Raw genomic sequence first — 15,657 nt, 5'->3', positions numbered from 1 at the left:
CTTACTTTATAGTATTTGTCTTTTTTTAGTCGAGAATACTCAATGCCGGTAGCATATTTATACCATTCCGAAAATTAATCGGAATGGTATAAGCTCATTTTATGAGAAGGTTAAACTTGGTTGATCAACATTACTCGTTGCTACTTTACGTCGATCAGTCAGCTCTGTGTATTCTGAACTAAGAATTGTGTCGACATAATGCCATTGACTTTTAACTTTCTCTTGAGTGAAGGTGAGTGTTAAAAAGCCTCTATCTTTAGCATTTGAATATTTAAGTCCTTCAATCAAAGACACAAAACCATCCTCTGTGCTTTCTATTGCATCGTCGCTAATACTTAAATAATACTCAAGACCAGGGGAGGAAATAGAAGCCGTTGCAAACTCCACACCAACAACTTTATCATCGCTATTAGATAACTCATTTGCCCACGCATTATGCGTATCGCCCGCCACCACAACTAAATTTTTTGACGCGTCATTAAAGATGGCCAAGATTTTATCTCTTTCTGTCGCATACCCATCCCATGCATCTAAGTTATATGGCAGTTCTGGAAAAGATAATAAACTAAGTGCATCAGCCGTGAGTTTATCTGCATTAGCTTCATAGTAAGTCTGCTCATCTGCGGTTATGGTAGAATCTCCTGCTTTAATGCGCCCAGCTAACAAAGCTAATGTACCTAACTCAGCATAATCAGTTGTACTCATCGCATTTAATGCAACTGCACCCGGCAACTTCATTGCACCCATCAATACTTGTTGACCTAATAATTGCCAGCGCCCATTGTTGACGCTCACACTATCCTTAAGCCATTGTAATTGCTCCGCGCCCAGCATAGTTCTTTCAGTTTCATAGAGATCTTGGTTAAACGTTGCTTCATCAAATAAAACACTACCATCGAAATAATCAGCGTAATCGAGTTGTTTTTCTCGTGCTAGAACCCGTGTATCTAGCATATATAAATCAACGAGATCACCAAATGAAAATTGGCGGTAAATTTCTGCATAATTACCTTCACTCCAAGGTCGAATAGGTAACCATTCAAAATAAGCTTGTAACGCTGCAAGTTTACGATCTTCAAAACTGCCTTCATCCTCATTATGATTTGCAGCTCCTTCACTCCAGGTATCATCTGCTACTTCATGGTCATCCCAAACGGTAATAAAAGGTACTTTACTGTGTAAGAGTTGTAAGTCAGGATCGCTATGATATTGAGCGTAACGAGTACGATAATCGCTTAAACTAAAGATCTCAGTTGTCGGCAGTACTTGACGATCTAATGTCTCCGCATTATCACTTCCATACTCACCTCGGCCATATTCATAAATATAATCACCGAGATGTAAGATGGCATCTAAATCATCTTGTTGTGCCGCTAAGTTATAAACGTTAAAAAAACCTGCAGGATAGTTTGCACAGGATAATACAGCTAATTTAACGGAGTCAGGCGAGCCATCAGGTAAGGTTTTAGTGGTACCAATTGAAGATGTTGTGCCATTACTGATGAAACGATAATAATAAGTTGTGCTAGCCGAAAGACCGATAGCATCTACTTTGATTGTATAATCCCTTGCTGCGCTGGTGGTGGTATTACCGGTGTTAACTAATTGAGTGAAAGCCTGATCTATAGCTATCTCCCAAGACACGGTTATCTCACCATCGTTACTTGGTGTTATACGTGTCCACAAAATAATGGCATCCGTTAAAGGATCACCACTGGCAATACCATGGTTGAAGCTAATACTATTTTTTGTTTGCTTGTCATCATCATCAGTTGCACAGCCCATTAAACCGTATGATACAACGGCTGCACCTGCACCTTTTGCTGTTAATATGAGGAAGTCACGACGAGAAATAGAGCCTTTCATTCACTTTATCCTTCTGTATGTAAAAACGAGTAGTCTAGAGTGAGTGTGTGACAACTAAATGATAAAATAGTTAGTTATTTCATCATTTAGTTGCTGTTTCACATTACAGATAAAACTGAGATAAGTGAGTACCTTAGGTTGCTTATGATAAAAGGTTATTTATGATAAAAAGTGCCTATTATAAAAAGGTGCCTAATATAAAAGATTATCTATTATAAAAATTCTTTCCGATGTTAGAAAATAAGACAGTTACTTATAGTGACTGTATCAATTATTCTTCAGTTAAATTTTCAAACAATCTATCACAGCCTTTTTTTAACTCGAGTAATTCCTGTAGAGGTAATTTTGCTTTACATAACATCTGTTCTGGAACGGCTTCAGCTTGTTTTTTTAAGTTGATACCTTGCTCAGTTAAAAATATTTCGCGTACGCGTTCATCGTCTTCACCGCGTTTTCGCATTAATACTTGTTTACTTTCAAGGCGCTTTAATAAAGGTGTTAAGGTACCTGAGTCTAAATGTAATATCTGTCCAAGATCTTTTACATTGATACCGTTATTGCTCCAAAGCACAATCATCACTAGATACTGAGGATAAGTTAAGTCTAGCGCTTTTAACATCGGGCGATACGCACGAACAATGGCATTAGCTGTGCTGTATAAAGAGAAACACAGTTGCTTTTCAATGGCTAAGTTAGAACCAGGTTCTATTATTGAACAGTTATTAGCTGTGCAATCATTAGTTGAACTATTACCAACTAAATTATTACCAACTTCTTCACCTTCACTCACTTTCAAATCAACCTTATCGTTACTCATATTCAATCCGTTAAATAATTACATTGTGCACAATATACTTGCGTTATCGTTTCAATGCGAGATATAATTGCCGCGTAATTAAGTTGTGCGCAATTTAATTAGAATGATAATTATTTCGATGTGCCATATTTGATCAATATTTGGCCCATGTTGTTTCCATATTTGATCAAAATGTAAAGCAGAAGCGTATAGGGCTTTTATGAAAGTCGATTCGATGATATTCAAATATCATGTATTCAAATATTCCGTTTCAGCAATAAAAAAATTTTTTTAATAAACGATTGCACTTATTACTTGAGTTCAACAATCGTTTTAGAGGAGTAATAGATGAACAATTTTAGTTACCACAACACGACCGCAATCCATTTTGGTCAAGGTCAAATTGCAGCGATCACTAACAGCATTCCAAAAGACAAAAAAATATTAGTGACCTATGGCGGCGGTTCTATCAAAGGTAACGGTGTTTATGATCAAGTTGTTACTGCGCTGGCTGACCATAACTGGGATGAATTCTCAGGTATTGAGCCAAACCCACAATACGATACATTAATGAAAGCCGTAGAGCGCGTTCGTGCTGAAGGGTTTGATTTCTTATTAGCGGTAGGCGGTGGTTCTGTTGTTGACGGTACTAAATTTATTGCCGCTGCAGTGAATTTTGAAGGTGAAGAAGCATGGGATATTCTTGCTAAACAAGGCAAAATTGAAAGCGCATTACCATTAGGCTGTATTTTGACACTACCTGCGACGGGTTCTGAAACGAATTCAGGAGCGGTTGTTACGCGTGGTAAAGAAAAATTAGCATTTGGTAATCCACTTGTACGCCCTCAGTTTGCCGTGCTTGATCCACAAACTACGTTAAGCCTTTCTGAACGCCAAACATCTAATGGTGTTGTTGATGGTTTTGTTCACGTAATGGAGCAATACCTAACGTACCCTGTTAATGCAAAAATTCAAGATCGTTTTGCAGAAGGTATCCTATTAACGTTAGTTGAAGAAGGTCCAAAGCTGATCGATAACTTGCAAGATATGGAAGCGCGTACCAATGTAATGTGGGCTGCGACTCAAGCATTAAGTGGTTTAATCGGTGTAGGTGTTCCTCAAGATTGGGCAACACACATGATTGGTCACGAATTAACAGGTAACTTTGGTGTAGACCACGGTCGTAGTTTAACCATCGTTCTACCTGCTATTATGCAAGTATGTCGTGAAGAGAAAAAAGCAAAATTATTACAATACGCAGAGCGTATCTGGAATATTACAGAAGGTTCTGATGATGCACGTATTGATGCAGCTATCGAGAAAACAAAAGCCTTTTTCTCGGCAATGAAAACACCTGTATCATTAACTGAAATCGACTTAACTAAAGCAGATATTGATACTGCAATGGCAAGTTTAGAAGCGCATGGAATGACTAAACTTGGTGAAAACGGCACAATAGATTTAGCACGTTCTCGTCAAATCTTAGAAACAGCACTTTAAGTTTTTTGATCGCAAAGTTAGTAATGGCTTAATGTTATTAATTTGTAAGTAGAACAAACTTATCTAACGATATGTTAGATGATATAAACGCATGTCTAAGCAATTAGACATGCGTTTTTTTGTTTTTAGGTTACCCCCTGTGTCAGACTGGGTTTACTCTTAACCTATTTCTTTTTTTTATTTTCTTGCCTTTAAAATCCAAAGCCGATTAACCACGAAGACACGAAGGTGAGAGAAGGTTAGGTTCAAACCTTTACTATTAACTGACATTGTAGCTTTTCTTGGTGTCTTTCGTGCAGCGTAGCGGCTTCGTGGTTGTTTGCTGTATTTTAAAATCAAAAGCCGATTAACCACGAAGGCACGAAGAGGAGAGAAGGTTAGGTCAAAAGCCTTACTATTAACTAATATTGTGGGTTTTCTTTGTATCCCTCGTGCAGCGTAGCGGCTTCGTGGTTGTTTGCTGTTTTTTAAAATCAAAAGCTGATTGACCACGAAGGCATGAGGGGGAGAGAAGGTTAGGTCAAAAACAGTATTATTAATGAATATTGTGGGTTTTCTTCGTGTTCTTCGTGCAGTGCAGCGGCTTCGTGGTTGCTTGCCGTCTTTTCAAATCAAAAGCCGATTAACCACGAAGGCACAAAGGGTGAAGAAGGTTAGGTCAAAAGCCTGACACAGGGGGCTATTAACTAACATTGTGGGTTTTCTTCGTGTCCTTCGTGCAGCGTAGCGGCTTCGTGGTTGTTTGCTGTCTTTTAAAATCAAAAGCCGATTAACCACGAAGGCACGAAGGGTGAAGAAGGTTAGGTCAAAAGCCTTACTATTAACTAACATTGTGGGTTTTCTTCGTGTCCTTCGTGCAGCGCAGCGGCTTCGTGGTTGTTTGCCATCTTTTAAAATCAAAAGCCGATTAACCACGAAGGGGAAAGAGGGGTAGGTCAAAAGCCGATTAACCACGAAGGGGAAAGAGGGGTAGGTCAAAAGCCGATTAACCACGAAGGCACGAAGGGTGAAGAAGGTTAGGTCAAAACCCTTACTCTTAACTAACTCGGTAAAGGATCTTGTCGTAGTTCGAAAAATAAAGGGATCAATAGTGCGATCAGTAATGCGTTTTTAGCCAGACAAGGTTTGATGTCATTAAAGGATTTGTGGATTAATATTCACTACTCATCATAAGATGAACTGCCTTGTGCGGAGCCGAATGCAGGGTGGTGTGGGACTGGAGATTAGATACCTCCGGCTACCCGATTATGTGCCATTTCTTTCTCTATGAACTTCAACTGTTTCATCATACCAGTTGTAGAACACATCCATGCAATCACGATCAGCAGCTCCAAGCCTATGAAATAATTTTGGATCATAATAAGTGTTACCTTGGAGCTTCTCCCAGTCTTCTTTGGTTGTTGTTAAAATAGGAAGGTTATAACAAGAGATATTTCTGTCTATCAATATGTTAATTAAGTATTGAATGTTCATTCTACCACCTCCGCTAGAAGCGAAAGACCCAACCAAATCAGAAACAACGATACGCATAAACCCATTTTCTTCTTTATGCATAACGATAAAACAAAACAGATCGTGACGTTCTAACGGACAGCAAGCTATTGAAGGAGAAAAACCCTGATCAAATAAGTTTTCTAGAGATTCATGACTTAAATTGAAGCTCTTGAATATAAAACGTGACTCGCCATCTAAAACATTTTTTCGTAGAAAAAAGAAAGACTCAATATTTGCAATTAATTCCATAGGAAGTTCTTTTATCCCACGCTCATAAGCTTCTAATTCACTAACTGTGTCGAGAGAGTAAAATGAAGCCATATCACGCAGTTTAATACTTAAAACGTCTTCTCTTAACCACTTATGTTGCTTACCTATAGACGTGCGATAGTCATCTTCTTGAACTTCGACTATGGACTCTTGCTCAATTCCCTTAGCTCTAATGTCAGCATATTCCTTGATTTTTCCTTGAGGGGGACTCTTTTCCTTACGTTTCCCCAATAGCAAATAAACCAGTATAGGTACCCCCACACCAGAAAATACCCATTGAATGTTTTCGTACAAGATATTTAACATTAATCCTCTCGTTTGCGGAAGTTTCTGGCACATAACGTCCACATTATGTGTTATCTATAATTTTAATCATAAACTGGCAAGCTTTATTCATATTACTTTTCTGTTCAGAAAGCTTATAACGCCATTTAGGACCATGAAATAGGTTATTTCTAAAGCGATATACAATGAATAAGCAACCAATTAATTTTGTTACCTGCTGGCTAGTTCCATTTAACAACATTTCATTTACTTCAGGTGGGTTTCGACTTTTTTCTAGTTCTAAAGCATCATACTTATCATTGAATACACCATCAGAGACATATCGATTTTGAAAATAGACTACCAGTTCATCTAATCCTATATCTGATATTTTTTCAGAATCTAGTAAAGTGCTTGCTAAACTTGTAAAGCTAGTTCTATTCGCATTACAGCTCAAAACTTCCGATTCAAAGTAGCTCCATATTAGGAAAAATTCGCCGATAGCTTTTTTCGCATCAGAGCTTAAATTAGAATAAGTACTTTCTTTATTACATATCCACTCTGTTGGATCGACCATTTATACCTCTAAAATAATTTATTGGAATACAAAACTATATTAATTGCGCTGGCACATAACAGTTTTATTAACTCAAAAAATGTCATTTTAACGGTGGAAATTCGACAGAGTTAATGATGAAAATATTATTATTACATTACGTTGGTTAATGGATAAAAAAAAGAGATATAGTTCACTTGTAAATTTTTAATCATGTAAAAGCGTGGGACGTTGCAATATTTATAGTGGAAATGCTGCAGGTCAGAGATATTGATTATTTAAAAGCATCAACTCAAATAAAGCCAAGTGAATTTAACACTTCAAATTACAGACATAAAAAAACCTAGCAGTGCTAGGTTTTTACTATTCTACAATTTAACAAATCATCTTAAAAAGATAACTCAATTCTAGAAAGGAATATCGTCATCAAAATCCATTGATGGCTCGTTAAACGCTGCAGGCTCTTGTTTTGGTTGAGCTTGTGGTGCTGCTGGACGTTGTGGAGCAGGTGCCTGTTGCGGAGCAGGTTGTGAAGGTTGCGGCGCTTGTTGTGGCTGATAAGCTGGTGCCATTCTAGGCGCTGCTTGTTGTGCTGGTGGCTGTTGTGGTGCATTACCCCAAGATTGTGCTGGTGCAGCTTGTTGTTGTGGTGCGTTTTGGTAACCACCTGGTTGCTGCTGTCCGCCTTGGTATGGCTGACCTTGACCTGCGTTTTGAGAGCGAGCATCTAACATTTGGATATCATTAGCAATGATTTCAGTCTTGTAACGATCTTGACCGTCTTGACCTTGCCACTTGTTAGTTTGTAATTTACCTTCAACGTAAACTTTTGCACCTTTTTTCAGATACTGGCCGACCATTTCGCCGAATTTACCGAATACAACAATGTTGTGCCATTCAGATTTATTTTCGTATTCACCTGTTTGTTTGTTTTTCCAGCTTTCAGTGGTTGCGATTGAAAAGTTTGCCACTGCGCCACCATTTTGGGTGTAACGCATTTCTGGATCTTTACCTAGGTTACCTACTAGGACTACTTTGTTTACACTACGGTTAAACATGTTTTTTGCTCCGCTATTTCGACTTATTTATGTAAAATATTTGATTGTAATAGTGATTTAACTATTACCTAAAATGTATTGCGCTTGTTGTCGTTGAAAACGCTGTGTATTCGCTTTGATACAAATAGCCTATTTACTTCTATATAAACAATCTGCTCTTTTGCAATAACAACAACTTCTAACGCGCTCTCTAATGCTAGCAATCGCTAATGAGTATATTGGCTTGTTGTTGATCTTTTATGCCTAATGTAAATATAAAAGTGCAAACGTAAAAGTACCAATTTTGCTCGTGTCATGGATGTTACAAATGCCAATAGACAGTATAAACCAGACAATCATTAACCCTGTTAAGCATAAAAATAAGCCACTACTAGCAGCTAGTTTATAGGATAACCCACCCATAATACCACCGAAAAATTCACCTGAAAATTGATATGTGCTGTAGATCCCCATAGCACTGCCTTTGCTGACTGAAGAAGTTTGTATTGGAAGAAAGATTACTAAAGACGTTTCTAAAAAGTTAAAGCTTATAAAAACAGTAACGTAACTAAAAGCATTAAAATTTGACTGTGTAGAGAGTGCTATTACAAGTAGTCTTGAGTGTTATTAATAATATTGAAAACAGATGAAAGTGTTTGTTTTTCTGCTTTTTACTTAACTTTTGCTTAAACATACTAGTTTATAAAACAAGGAGAGAGCGAAATAGAGTAATGATAGGTAGTTAATTTTCGGCTATCTTTTTTAGCGCAATAGAGTGCGAAACTCTTTATACTACGGCAGTCATTTTTTTATTTTTTTGGAGTTTTTGTGCTGAGTTATCGCCATTCATACCATGCTGGGAATTTTGCAGATGTTTTAAAGCATACTGTATTAACTTCTATCCTTGATTACTTATTACAAAAAGACAAAGCTTTTTGTTATTTAGATACACACTCTGGTTGTGGCGCTTATCAATTAGACTCTGCGCAATCGTTAAAAACCGGTGAGTTCAATAATGGTATCGGTGCATTGTGGAACTTAACTAATTTACCAGTTCCTGTGGCACGTTATTTAGATCAAGTGAAAGCATTTAATGGGGAAGGGGCGTTATTGTCTTATCCTGGTTCTCCGATGATTTGTAACCAAATGCGTCGTGATGAAGACCGTATGTTCTTATTTGAATTACATCCGAATGAGTTTACTAATATGCGCGGTAACTTCTCTGGCGATCGCAGCATTAAAATGGCGAATAGCGATGGTTTACAAGGACTAATTGCTAATATGCCACCTAAGGAACGCCGTGGTTTGGTATTAATTGATCCTTCCTATGAGATTAAAACCGAATATGATGAAGTGGTTGAAAAGCTAATTGCTGCACATCGTCGTTTTGCAACGGGGACTTATGCATTATGGTACCCAGTAGTGAAACGACAATTAATTTCAAAAATGGAAAGATCCTTAAAAGCGTCAGGTATTCAAAATATTCAACTCTATGAATTGGCGATTGAAGCGGATAAAGAAGAGAGAGGCATGACCTCTAGTGGCATGATTGTGATTAATCCACCTTGGACGTTACAAAAAGAGATGCAACATAGTTTACCGTTTTTAGCGGAAACACTAGGTATTAACGGTGAAGGTTTTTACCGAATTGAAACGTTAGTCGCTGAGTAAGCTCTTATTGGTTATCGATGGATAACCAATACTTTTGACCTTTGAATTAAATTATTCAAGGTTATTTTTACCTGCATTTATTTGCGCCGTAAATAATTATAATAAAGTTCTATATTTGGGGGACGGAGGCTGTAACGAGTCATCGATACCTCTATCACCCTGCGATAGCATCAAAAAATAGCGGCTCTTTTTCTATAGTGCTAGATAATCCTTCGATAACCTACAAATCTTTCTCATTAAAAACCTATTAAAAGCAATGTTTTATCTTTTCATTAACATTGATAGAAATGATTGTTCTGATGCTGATAAATAAGCTTGTTTAAAGCTTACTTTAATGAAAAAAGAGCCGTGCAGGTATAATCTAAATCCTATAAACGGCAAGTTCGCAGTTTTGCTTATTCGGAACGGGTATATTAATGACTAAATTATTGTCAACACTCTATTTATCCCTACTTTCACCCACACCATCAGCATGATATATTAGCCTCCATTTATTTTTTCATCTATTTAGCCCTTAAAGACTCACTTTTTTAAGAATACCTAAATTGACACTTTTACATGGAATAAGTCATGACTAAATCGACCGCTGATATTCGCCAAGGATTTATGGATTTCTTTGGTAAGAAAGGGCATCAAACCGTGAGCAGTAGTTCTCTCGTCCCTGATAATGACCCTACTTTGTTATTTACTAATGCAGGTATGAATCAATTTAAAGATACCTTTTTAGGCACTGAAAAAAGAGCTTATACTCGCGCAACGTCAAGCCAACGTTGTGTTCGTGCTGGTGGTAAACACAACGATCTAGATAACGTTGGTTACACTGCTCGTCACCATACTTTTTTTGAGATGTTGGGTAACTTCAGTTTTGGTGATTACTTTAAAGAAGATGCCATTGGTTTTGCGTGGGAATACTTAACTGACGTTTTGAAAATACCAAAAGAAAAGTTACTTGTTACTGTTTATGAAAGTGATGATGAAGCATTTTCATTATGGGCGAATAAAATCGGTGTACCAGAAGACAAAATAATTCGTATTGGTGATAAATCACCTGATAAAAAATATGAGTCTGATAACTTTTGGTCAATGGGCGATACTGGACCTTGTGGTCCATGTTCTGAAATCTTCTACGATCACGGTGAGCACATTTGGGGTGGTCCTCCAGGAACTCCTGAAGAAGATGGCGACCGTTTCATTGAAATCTGGAATATCGTTTTCATGCAATTTAACCGCAGTGCTGACGGTACAATGGAAAACCTACCTAATCCATCTATTGATACGGGTATGGGCTTAGAGCGTATCTCTGCGATTATTCAAAACGGTCATTCAAACTATGATATCGATCTATTCCAAGGCTTGATCCAAAAAGTAGCGGATGTAACCGGCGCAGAAGATTTACAAGATAAATCATTACGTGTTGTTGCCGACCATATTCGTTCATGTGGTTTCTTGATCTGCGATGGTGTGATGCCGTCTAACGAAGGACGTGGTTATGTATTACGTCGTATTATTCGTCGCGCAGTTCGCCACGGTCATAAATTAGGTGCAAAAGAAGTGTTCTTTTACCGTATTTATGAAGAGCTAGTTAAACAGATGGGCGATGCTTACCCTGAACTAGGTCAGCAACAAGAGTTCGTTGAAAAAATCTTACGTTTAGAGGAAGAGCAGTTTGGTAAAACACTAGAGCGTGGTTTACAAATTCTAGATAACGAATTAGATGCTTTACAGGGATCCATTATTCCTGGTGATGTTGTTTTCAAACTTTACGATACTTATGGTTTCCCTGCTGATTTAACCGCAGATATTGCGCGTGAGCGAGAGCTAACTATCGACCAAGATGGGTTTGACTCTGCAATGGCTGAGCAACGTAAGCGTGCTCAAGCAGCAAATAACTTCGGTAAAGATTATAACGACATATTAAAAATTGAAGACAAAACTGAGTTTATTGGTTACCAAACGCTAACAGGCACTTCTACCGTGACAGCCTTGATCAAAGAAGGTCAGTTTGTTGATAGTTTAGTAGAAGGTGATAACGCACAAATAGTACTAGCTGAAACACCATTTTATGCTGAGTCAGGCGGTCAAGTTGGTGATGCAGGTGTGCTTAAGTTGAGCAATGGTATTTTTGTTGTAACTGATACTAAAAAATCTGCTGATGCTTTCTTACATATTGGTTATGTGAGTATGGGCTCTATCAAAGCGAATGAGTCTGTTGAAGCTGAAGTCGATGCTAAACGTCGTAAATCAATTGCATTACACCATTCTGCAACGCATTTATTACATGAAGCGTTACGCCAAACGTTAGGTGAGCATGTGACTCAAAAAGGGTCGTTATGTGATGCTGATAAATTACGCTTTGATTTCTCTCACTTTGAAGCAGTATCTGCTGAAGCACTTAATAAAGTGACATACATTGTTAACCAAGCAATTCGTAACAACTATGAAGTTGTGACTAAATTGATGGATATCGAAGAAGCTAAGAACCAAGGTGCAATGGCATTATTTGGTGAGAAATATGGCGATATGGTACGTGTTGTACAAATGGGCGATTTCTCTACTGAACTATGTGGCGGTACGCATGTACAACGTACGGGCGATATGGGGTTATTTATCATTACTTCTGAAGCAGGAACTGCTGCAGGTGTTCGTCGTATTGAAGCGGCTGCGGGTGATGCTGCTGGCAATGTATTGCAAAACCTGCGTGAGCAATTCAACAAAGCCTGTGATTTAGTCAAAGGTGATTCATTCACTCTAGGTGAAAAAATTCTACAAACACTGGACCGTAATAAAGTGCTTGAGAAAGAATTAGCGCAACTTAAAGCTAAAGTGGCAAGTGAAGCTGGTTCAAATCTGACTGAGCAAGCAATTGATATCAATGGCGTTAAAGTTGTTGTTGCTTATATGGAAGGTGTTGACCCTAAAACATTACGCGACAGTGTTGACGAAATGAAAAACAAACTACAATCAGGCATCGTAGTGTTAGCGACAACAGTCGGTGATGACAAAGTTAGTTTGATTGCAGGTGTGACTAAAGATTTAACTAACAAAGTAAAAGCAGGAGAGTTGGTTAATGTTGTTGCCATTCCTGTTGGTGGTAAAGGCGGCGGTCGCCCTGATATGGCGATGGCTGGAGGAAATAATCCTGCTGCATTAAAAGATGCACTGGCACTAGTAGAACCTTGGTTAATTGAACGTTTATAATAATTAAGAGTCTATACCCAACTGTATAGCAAGGAATAAAGATGGCACTAATAGTTCAAAAATATGGCGGTACTTCCGTTGGCACTGTGGAGCGAATCAAAGCAGTGGCTGACAAAGTAAAAGCTACAAAAGAGGCGGGCCATGATGTTGTGGTTGTTTTATCCGCTATGTCTGGTGAAACCAATCGTTTAATTGCTTTAGCGAAAGAATTTATTGAGAAACCAAGTGCACGTGAAATGGATGTGTTATTAACAACCGGCGAGCAAACGACGATCGCATTATTGTCGATGGCGTTACATAGTTTGGGTGTTGATGCGGTTTCCATGACCGGTGATCAAATTCGATTGAAAACCGATCGCAGCCATTCTAAAGCACGTATATTAGATGTCGAAACTGAAAATCTACAAAAACACTTAAAGCAAGGTCGTATTGTTGTTGTCGCTGGCTTTCAAGGTCGCAGTGAAGATAATGACATTACCACGCTTGGGCGTGGTGGCAGTGATACGTCTGCCGTAGCGATTGCTGCTGCATTAAAAGCGGACGAGTGCCAAATCTACACCGACGTTGACGGTGTTTATACAACAGATCCACGCGTTGAGCCTAATGCTCGTCGTCTTGATAGCATCACCTTTGAAGAGATGTTAGAGATGGCTAGCTTAGGCGCAAAAGTGTTACAAATTCGTTCTGTTGAATTTGCAGGGAAATACAACGTGCCACTACGTGTACTTTCTAGTTTTAAAGATGGTGGTGGTACGTTAATTAGTTATGAGGAAAATAAAATGGAATCTCCTGTTATCTCTGGCATCGCATTTAATCGTGACGAAGCGCGTCTAACGTTATCAGGTGTTCCTGATCAACCGACTGTTGCAGCACAAATACTTTCTCCTATTGGTGCAGCTAATATCGACGTTGATATGATTGTGCAAAATACATTAGGTGATGGTAAAACTGATTTTACGTTTACTGTACATCGTGATGATTATGCTGAAGCAACTAAATTGTTAGAAGTTGTTTGTACTAAGTTGAATGCTGACTCAGTACAAGGTAATAACGAGATTGCTAAAGTGTCTATTGTGGGTGTGGGTATGTGGAATCACCCTGGTGTGGCACAAAAAATGTTTGAGACCTTAGGTGAAGAAGGGATTAACATGCACCAAATTGCTACTTCTGAGATTAAAATTTCAGTGTTAGTAGATAGTAAGTACTTAGAATTGGCTGTACGTGCATTGCATAAAGCATTTGAGCTAGAGTCTGAACCAAAGCAAGAAAAATAGAAATTGTGAACTGAGTGCTAAATAAAAGATGAATTTAGTGCTTAGTGAGCCATACTCATGTTAACGGAAATGAAATAAAAATAATTTAGGAGCAGGATATGCTAATTTTAACGCGCCGTGTAGGCGAAACTCTTATGATTGGTGACAACGTGACCGTTACTGTTTTAGGTGTTAAAGGTAACCAAGTACGTGTCGGTGTTAATGCGCCAAAAGATGTGTCAGTGCATCGTGAAGAGATTTATATGCGTATTCAAGCAGAAAAGAACGCAGCCAGTTCACAGTAGACAGTGAATTGTTATTTAAAGAAGAGCTTAATTGCTCTTTTTTTATGTCTAAAATTCAACCGTAATAGATAAAAAACAAGCAGTTTGTTTAATTACCAAGCAAGCAGTAAATTATTATGCTAAAAAGGTTTGACTTGTTTTCAGAAGACAGTAATATGTGCGCCAACAAGACGACGGTGGGGTGGCCGAGTGGCCGAAGGCGCTCCCCTGCTAAGGGAGTAACGGGTTTATAGCCTGTTCGAGGGTTCGAATCCCTCCTCCACCGCCATTCTTGTAGATTCTTAAAGCGGGTGTAGCTCAGCTGGATAGAGTACCTGGCTACGAACCAGGCGGTCAGGGGTTCGAATCCCTTCACCCGCACCATCTTTCTATTTGCACGAAAAGACGGTGAGCTTAAGAATTGAAATAAAAACATAAAGAATATCGCGGCGGGTGTAGCTCAGCTGGATAGAGTACCTGGCTACGAACCAGGCGGTCAGGGGTTCGAATCCCTTCACCCGCACCATTCTTTACAAGCTTACGAAAGTAAGTTTTTTTGTTTTTAGAGCTTATTAATATTATTCCCAATAATATTAAGCACCATGCGGGTGTAGCTCAGCTGGATAGAGTACCTGGCTACGAACCAGGCGGTCAGGGGTTCGAATCCCTTCACCCGCACCATTTCTTTATATTTCCATATTTAATTTTATCTATTCCCTATAAATTCAAGTCCATTTGAATATTTAATCATAATAAATGACTATATTTATTTTTTTATGCTTATTTTTTCTTTAAAAATGCATGTTTTCTTCATAATTATGCATAAATAGTCAGTTTGTTTTATTTCTAAATAGTGATTTAGACCTCCCTTGCTTTCATCTTTATTAGACTATTTTTTGTTAAATGCAAACTATGGAAGTTGAGTCAAATTCCATTGCTTTCATTTTTTAGCCAAAACCACTATAATAAGCCCCTGTGAAACACTATTTTACTGAAAATACATATGTTCAACGCGTATTAAATCAAGTATTCTGGTGGTTGATGTTTATTATTTACATGGATTTAATCGTGATAAGTATTCAATACCCACTGTTGGCAGCATATTAAATATTTATTAGATTTGAATAAATATTCATTTTTAATCTGTTGAATGGCTGTTTCAGTGTGTATCTAGAAAAGGAAAGGGTACATTTATGGATATTACAGGATCTTTAGTTACTGCATTTATGCTATTGGGTCTCGGCATGGCATTTGTTTATATGTTTTTAGGTTTATTATTTATTTGTATAAATCTAATGGCTAAATATATTCCTGCAGACAAACCTGTTATTTCAGCTAAGCGTAAAGCACCCGTCGCTACACAAGCTGCAAGTCAAACACAAGTAAGCCCTCAGGTAATCGCTGCAATCACTAGTGCAGTGCAACAATACCGCAAAGCACGAACAGTTTAATGGACAAAGAATCAATA

The 15,657-nt window shown here is 38.1% G+C and carries 11 protein-coding genes and 4 tRNA genes; 10 read left to right on the top strand and 5 right to left on the bottom strand.

All coding sequences use genetic code 11. The features are described from left to right. Window positions 1-99: 99 nt before the first annotated feature. On the bottom strand, window positions 100-1,866 hold the full coding sequence (locus tag MT390_RS08775; protein WP_499440684.1) for an alkaline phosphatase D family protein: 1,767 nt from the start codon (window positions 1,864-1,866) through the stop codon (window positions 100-102). A 271-nt stretch (window positions 1,867-2,137) separates the two neighbouring features. Next, complete coding sequence (gene ohrR / locus MT390_RS08770) at window positions 2,138-2,683, bottom strand: transcriptional regulator OhrR (protein ID WP_499440682.1); 546 nt, start codon at window positions 2,681-2,683, stop codon at window positions 2,138-2,140. Between the two features lie 327 nt (window positions 2,684-3,010). On the opposite strand from ohrR, the gene MT390_RS08765 reads away from it, so the two are divergent. Next, window positions 3,011-4,162 (top strand): iron-containing alcohol dehydrogenase, encoded by a 1,152-nt coding sequence (locus MT390_RS08765; RefSeq protein WP_499440680.1) that lies wholly within the window; start codon window positions 3,011-3,013, stop codon window positions 4,160-4,162. Window positions 4,163-5,407: 1,245 nt separating this feature from the next. Here the strand turns inward: MT390_RS08765 and MT390_RS08760 are convergent. The 3 genes from MT390_RS08760 to MT390_RS08750 form a co-directional block, all read right to left on the bottom strand. Next, entirely contained in the window at window positions 5,408-6,232 is an 825-nt protein-coding gene (locus MT390_RS08760; RefSeq protein ID WP_499440679.1) for a hypothetical protein, read from the bottom strand. A 43-nt stretch (window positions 6,233-6,275) separates the two neighbouring features. After that, window positions 6,276-6,767, bottom strand: a complete 492-nt coding sequence (locus MT390_RS08755; RefSeq protein ID WP_499440677.1) for a hypothetical protein — start codon at window positions 6,765-6,767, stop codon at window positions 6,276-6,278. A 386-nt stretch (window positions 6,768-7,153) separates the two neighbouring features. Continuing rightward, window positions 7,154-7,804: a single-stranded DNA-binding protein gene (locus MT390_RS08750; protein WP_499440676.1), complete on the bottom strand. Its 651-nt coding sequence runs from the start codon at window positions 7,802-7,804 to the stop codon at window positions 7,154-7,156. Between the two features lie 807 nt (window positions 7,805-8,611). Here MT390_RS08750 and MT390_RS08745 point away from each other — a divergent pair. The 9 genes from MT390_RS08745 (at window position 8,612) to MT390_RS08705 (ending at window position 15,640) form a co-directional block, all read left to right on the top strand. Further along, window positions 8,612-9,454: a 23S rRNA (adenine(2030)-N(6))-methyltransferase RlmJ gene (locus MT390_RS08745; protein ID WP_166372546.1), complete on the top strand. Its 843-nt coding sequence runs from the start codon at window positions 8,612-8,614 to the stop codon at window positions 9,452-9,454. A gap of 570 nt (window positions 9,455-10,024) precedes the next feature. Then, window positions 10,025-12,652, top strand: a complete 2,628-nt coding sequence (gene alaS, locus MT390_RS08740) for an alanine--tRNA ligase (protein WP_499440675.1) — start codon at window positions 10,025-10,027, stop codon at window positions 12,650-12,652. Between the two features lie 41 nt (window positions 12,653-12,693). Further along, on the top strand, window positions 12,694-13,926 hold the full coding sequence (locus MT390_RS08735; RefSeq protein WP_499440673.1) for an aspartate kinase: 1,233 nt from the start codon (window positions 12,694-12,696) through the stop codon (window positions 13,924-13,926). 98 nt (window positions 13,927-14,024) lie between these two features. Then, window positions 14,025-14,210, top strand: coding sequence for a carbon storage regulator CsrA (csrA, locus tag MT390_RS08730; protein ID WP_166372549.1), 186 nt, complete (start codon window positions 14,025-14,027; stop codon window positions 14,208-14,210). A 175-nt stretch (window positions 14,211-14,385) separates the two neighbouring features. Further along, a tRNA-Ser gene (locus MT390_RS08725) sits at window positions 14,386-14,478 on the top strand. Window positions 14,479-14,496: 18 nt separating this feature from the next. Continuing rightward, a tRNA-Arg gene (locus MT390_RS08720) sits at window positions 14,497-14,573 on the top strand. Window positions 14,574-14,638: 65 nt separating this feature from the next. Next, window positions 14,639-14,715: transfer RNA gene (locus tag MT390_RS08715), tRNA-Arg, on the top strand. A gap of 78 nt (window positions 14,716-14,793) precedes the next feature. Further along, window positions 14,794-14,870, top strand: a tRNA-Arg gene (locus MT390_RS08710). A gap of 512 nt (window positions 14,871-15,382) precedes the next feature. After that, the gene (locus tag MT390_RS08705) at window positions 15,383-15,640 is read left to right on the top strand and encodes an OadG family transporter subunit (protein WP_166372550.1); all 258 of its coding nucleotides are present in this window, start codon (window positions 15,383-15,385) and stop codon (window positions 15,638-15,640) included. The last annotated feature ends 17 nt before the right edge of the window (window positions 15,641-15,657 follow it).

Origin of the sequence: Vibrio sp. 2-Bac 85, from assembly GCF_037546705.1 — a bacterium.
GTDB lineage: Bacteria > Pseudomonadota > Gammaproteobacteria > Enterobacterales > Psychromonadaceae > Psychromonas.
Note: the sequence above shows the minus strand (reverse complement) of the source record. Positions and strands in the feature narration are given on the sequence as shown.

What these genes read in the sequence shown, in the direction of transcription:
- MT390_RS08775 (WP_499440684.1), bottom strand. Translation starts at nt 1,866, where the DNA reads ATGAAAGGCTCTATTTCTCGTCGTGACTTCCTCATATTAACAGCAAAA.
- ohrR (WP_499440682.1), bottom strand. Translation starts at nt 2,683, where the DNA reads ATGAGTAACGATAAGGTTGATTTGAAAGTGAGTGAAGGTGAAGAAGTT.
- MT390_RS08765 (WP_499440680.1), top strand. Translation starts at nt 3,011, where the DNA reads ATGAACAATTTTAGTTACCACAACACGACCGCAATCCATTTTGGTCAA.
- MT390_RS08760 (WP_499440679.1), bottom strand. Translation starts at nt 6,232, where the DNA reads ATGTTAAATATCTTGTACGAAAACATTCAATGGGTATTTTCTGGTGTG.
- MT390_RS08755 (WP_499440677.1), bottom strand. Translation starts at nt 6,767, where the DNA reads ATGGTCGATCCAACAGAGTGGATATGTAATAAAGAAAGTACTTATTCT.
- MT390_RS08750 (WP_499440676.1), bottom strand. Translation starts at nt 7,804, where the DNA reads ATGTTTAACCGTAGTGTAAACAAAGTAGTCCTAGTAGGTAACCTAGGT.
- alaS (WP_499440675.1), top strand. Translation starts at nt 10,025, where the DNA reads ATGACTAAATCGACCGCTGATATTCGCCAAGGATTTATGGATTTCTTT.
- MT390_RS08735 (WP_499440673.1), top strand. Translation starts at nt 12,694, where the DNA reads ATGGCACTAATAGTTCAAAAATATGGCGGTACTTCCGTTGGCACTGTG.
- csrA (WP_166372549.1), top strand. Translation starts at nt 14,025, where the DNA reads ATGCTAATTTTAACGCGCCGTGTAGGCGAAACTCTTATGATTGGTGAC.
- MT390_RS08705 (WP_166372550.1), top strand. Translation starts at nt 15,383, where the DNA reads ATGGATATTACAGGATCTTTAGTTACTGCATTTATGCTATTGGGTCTC.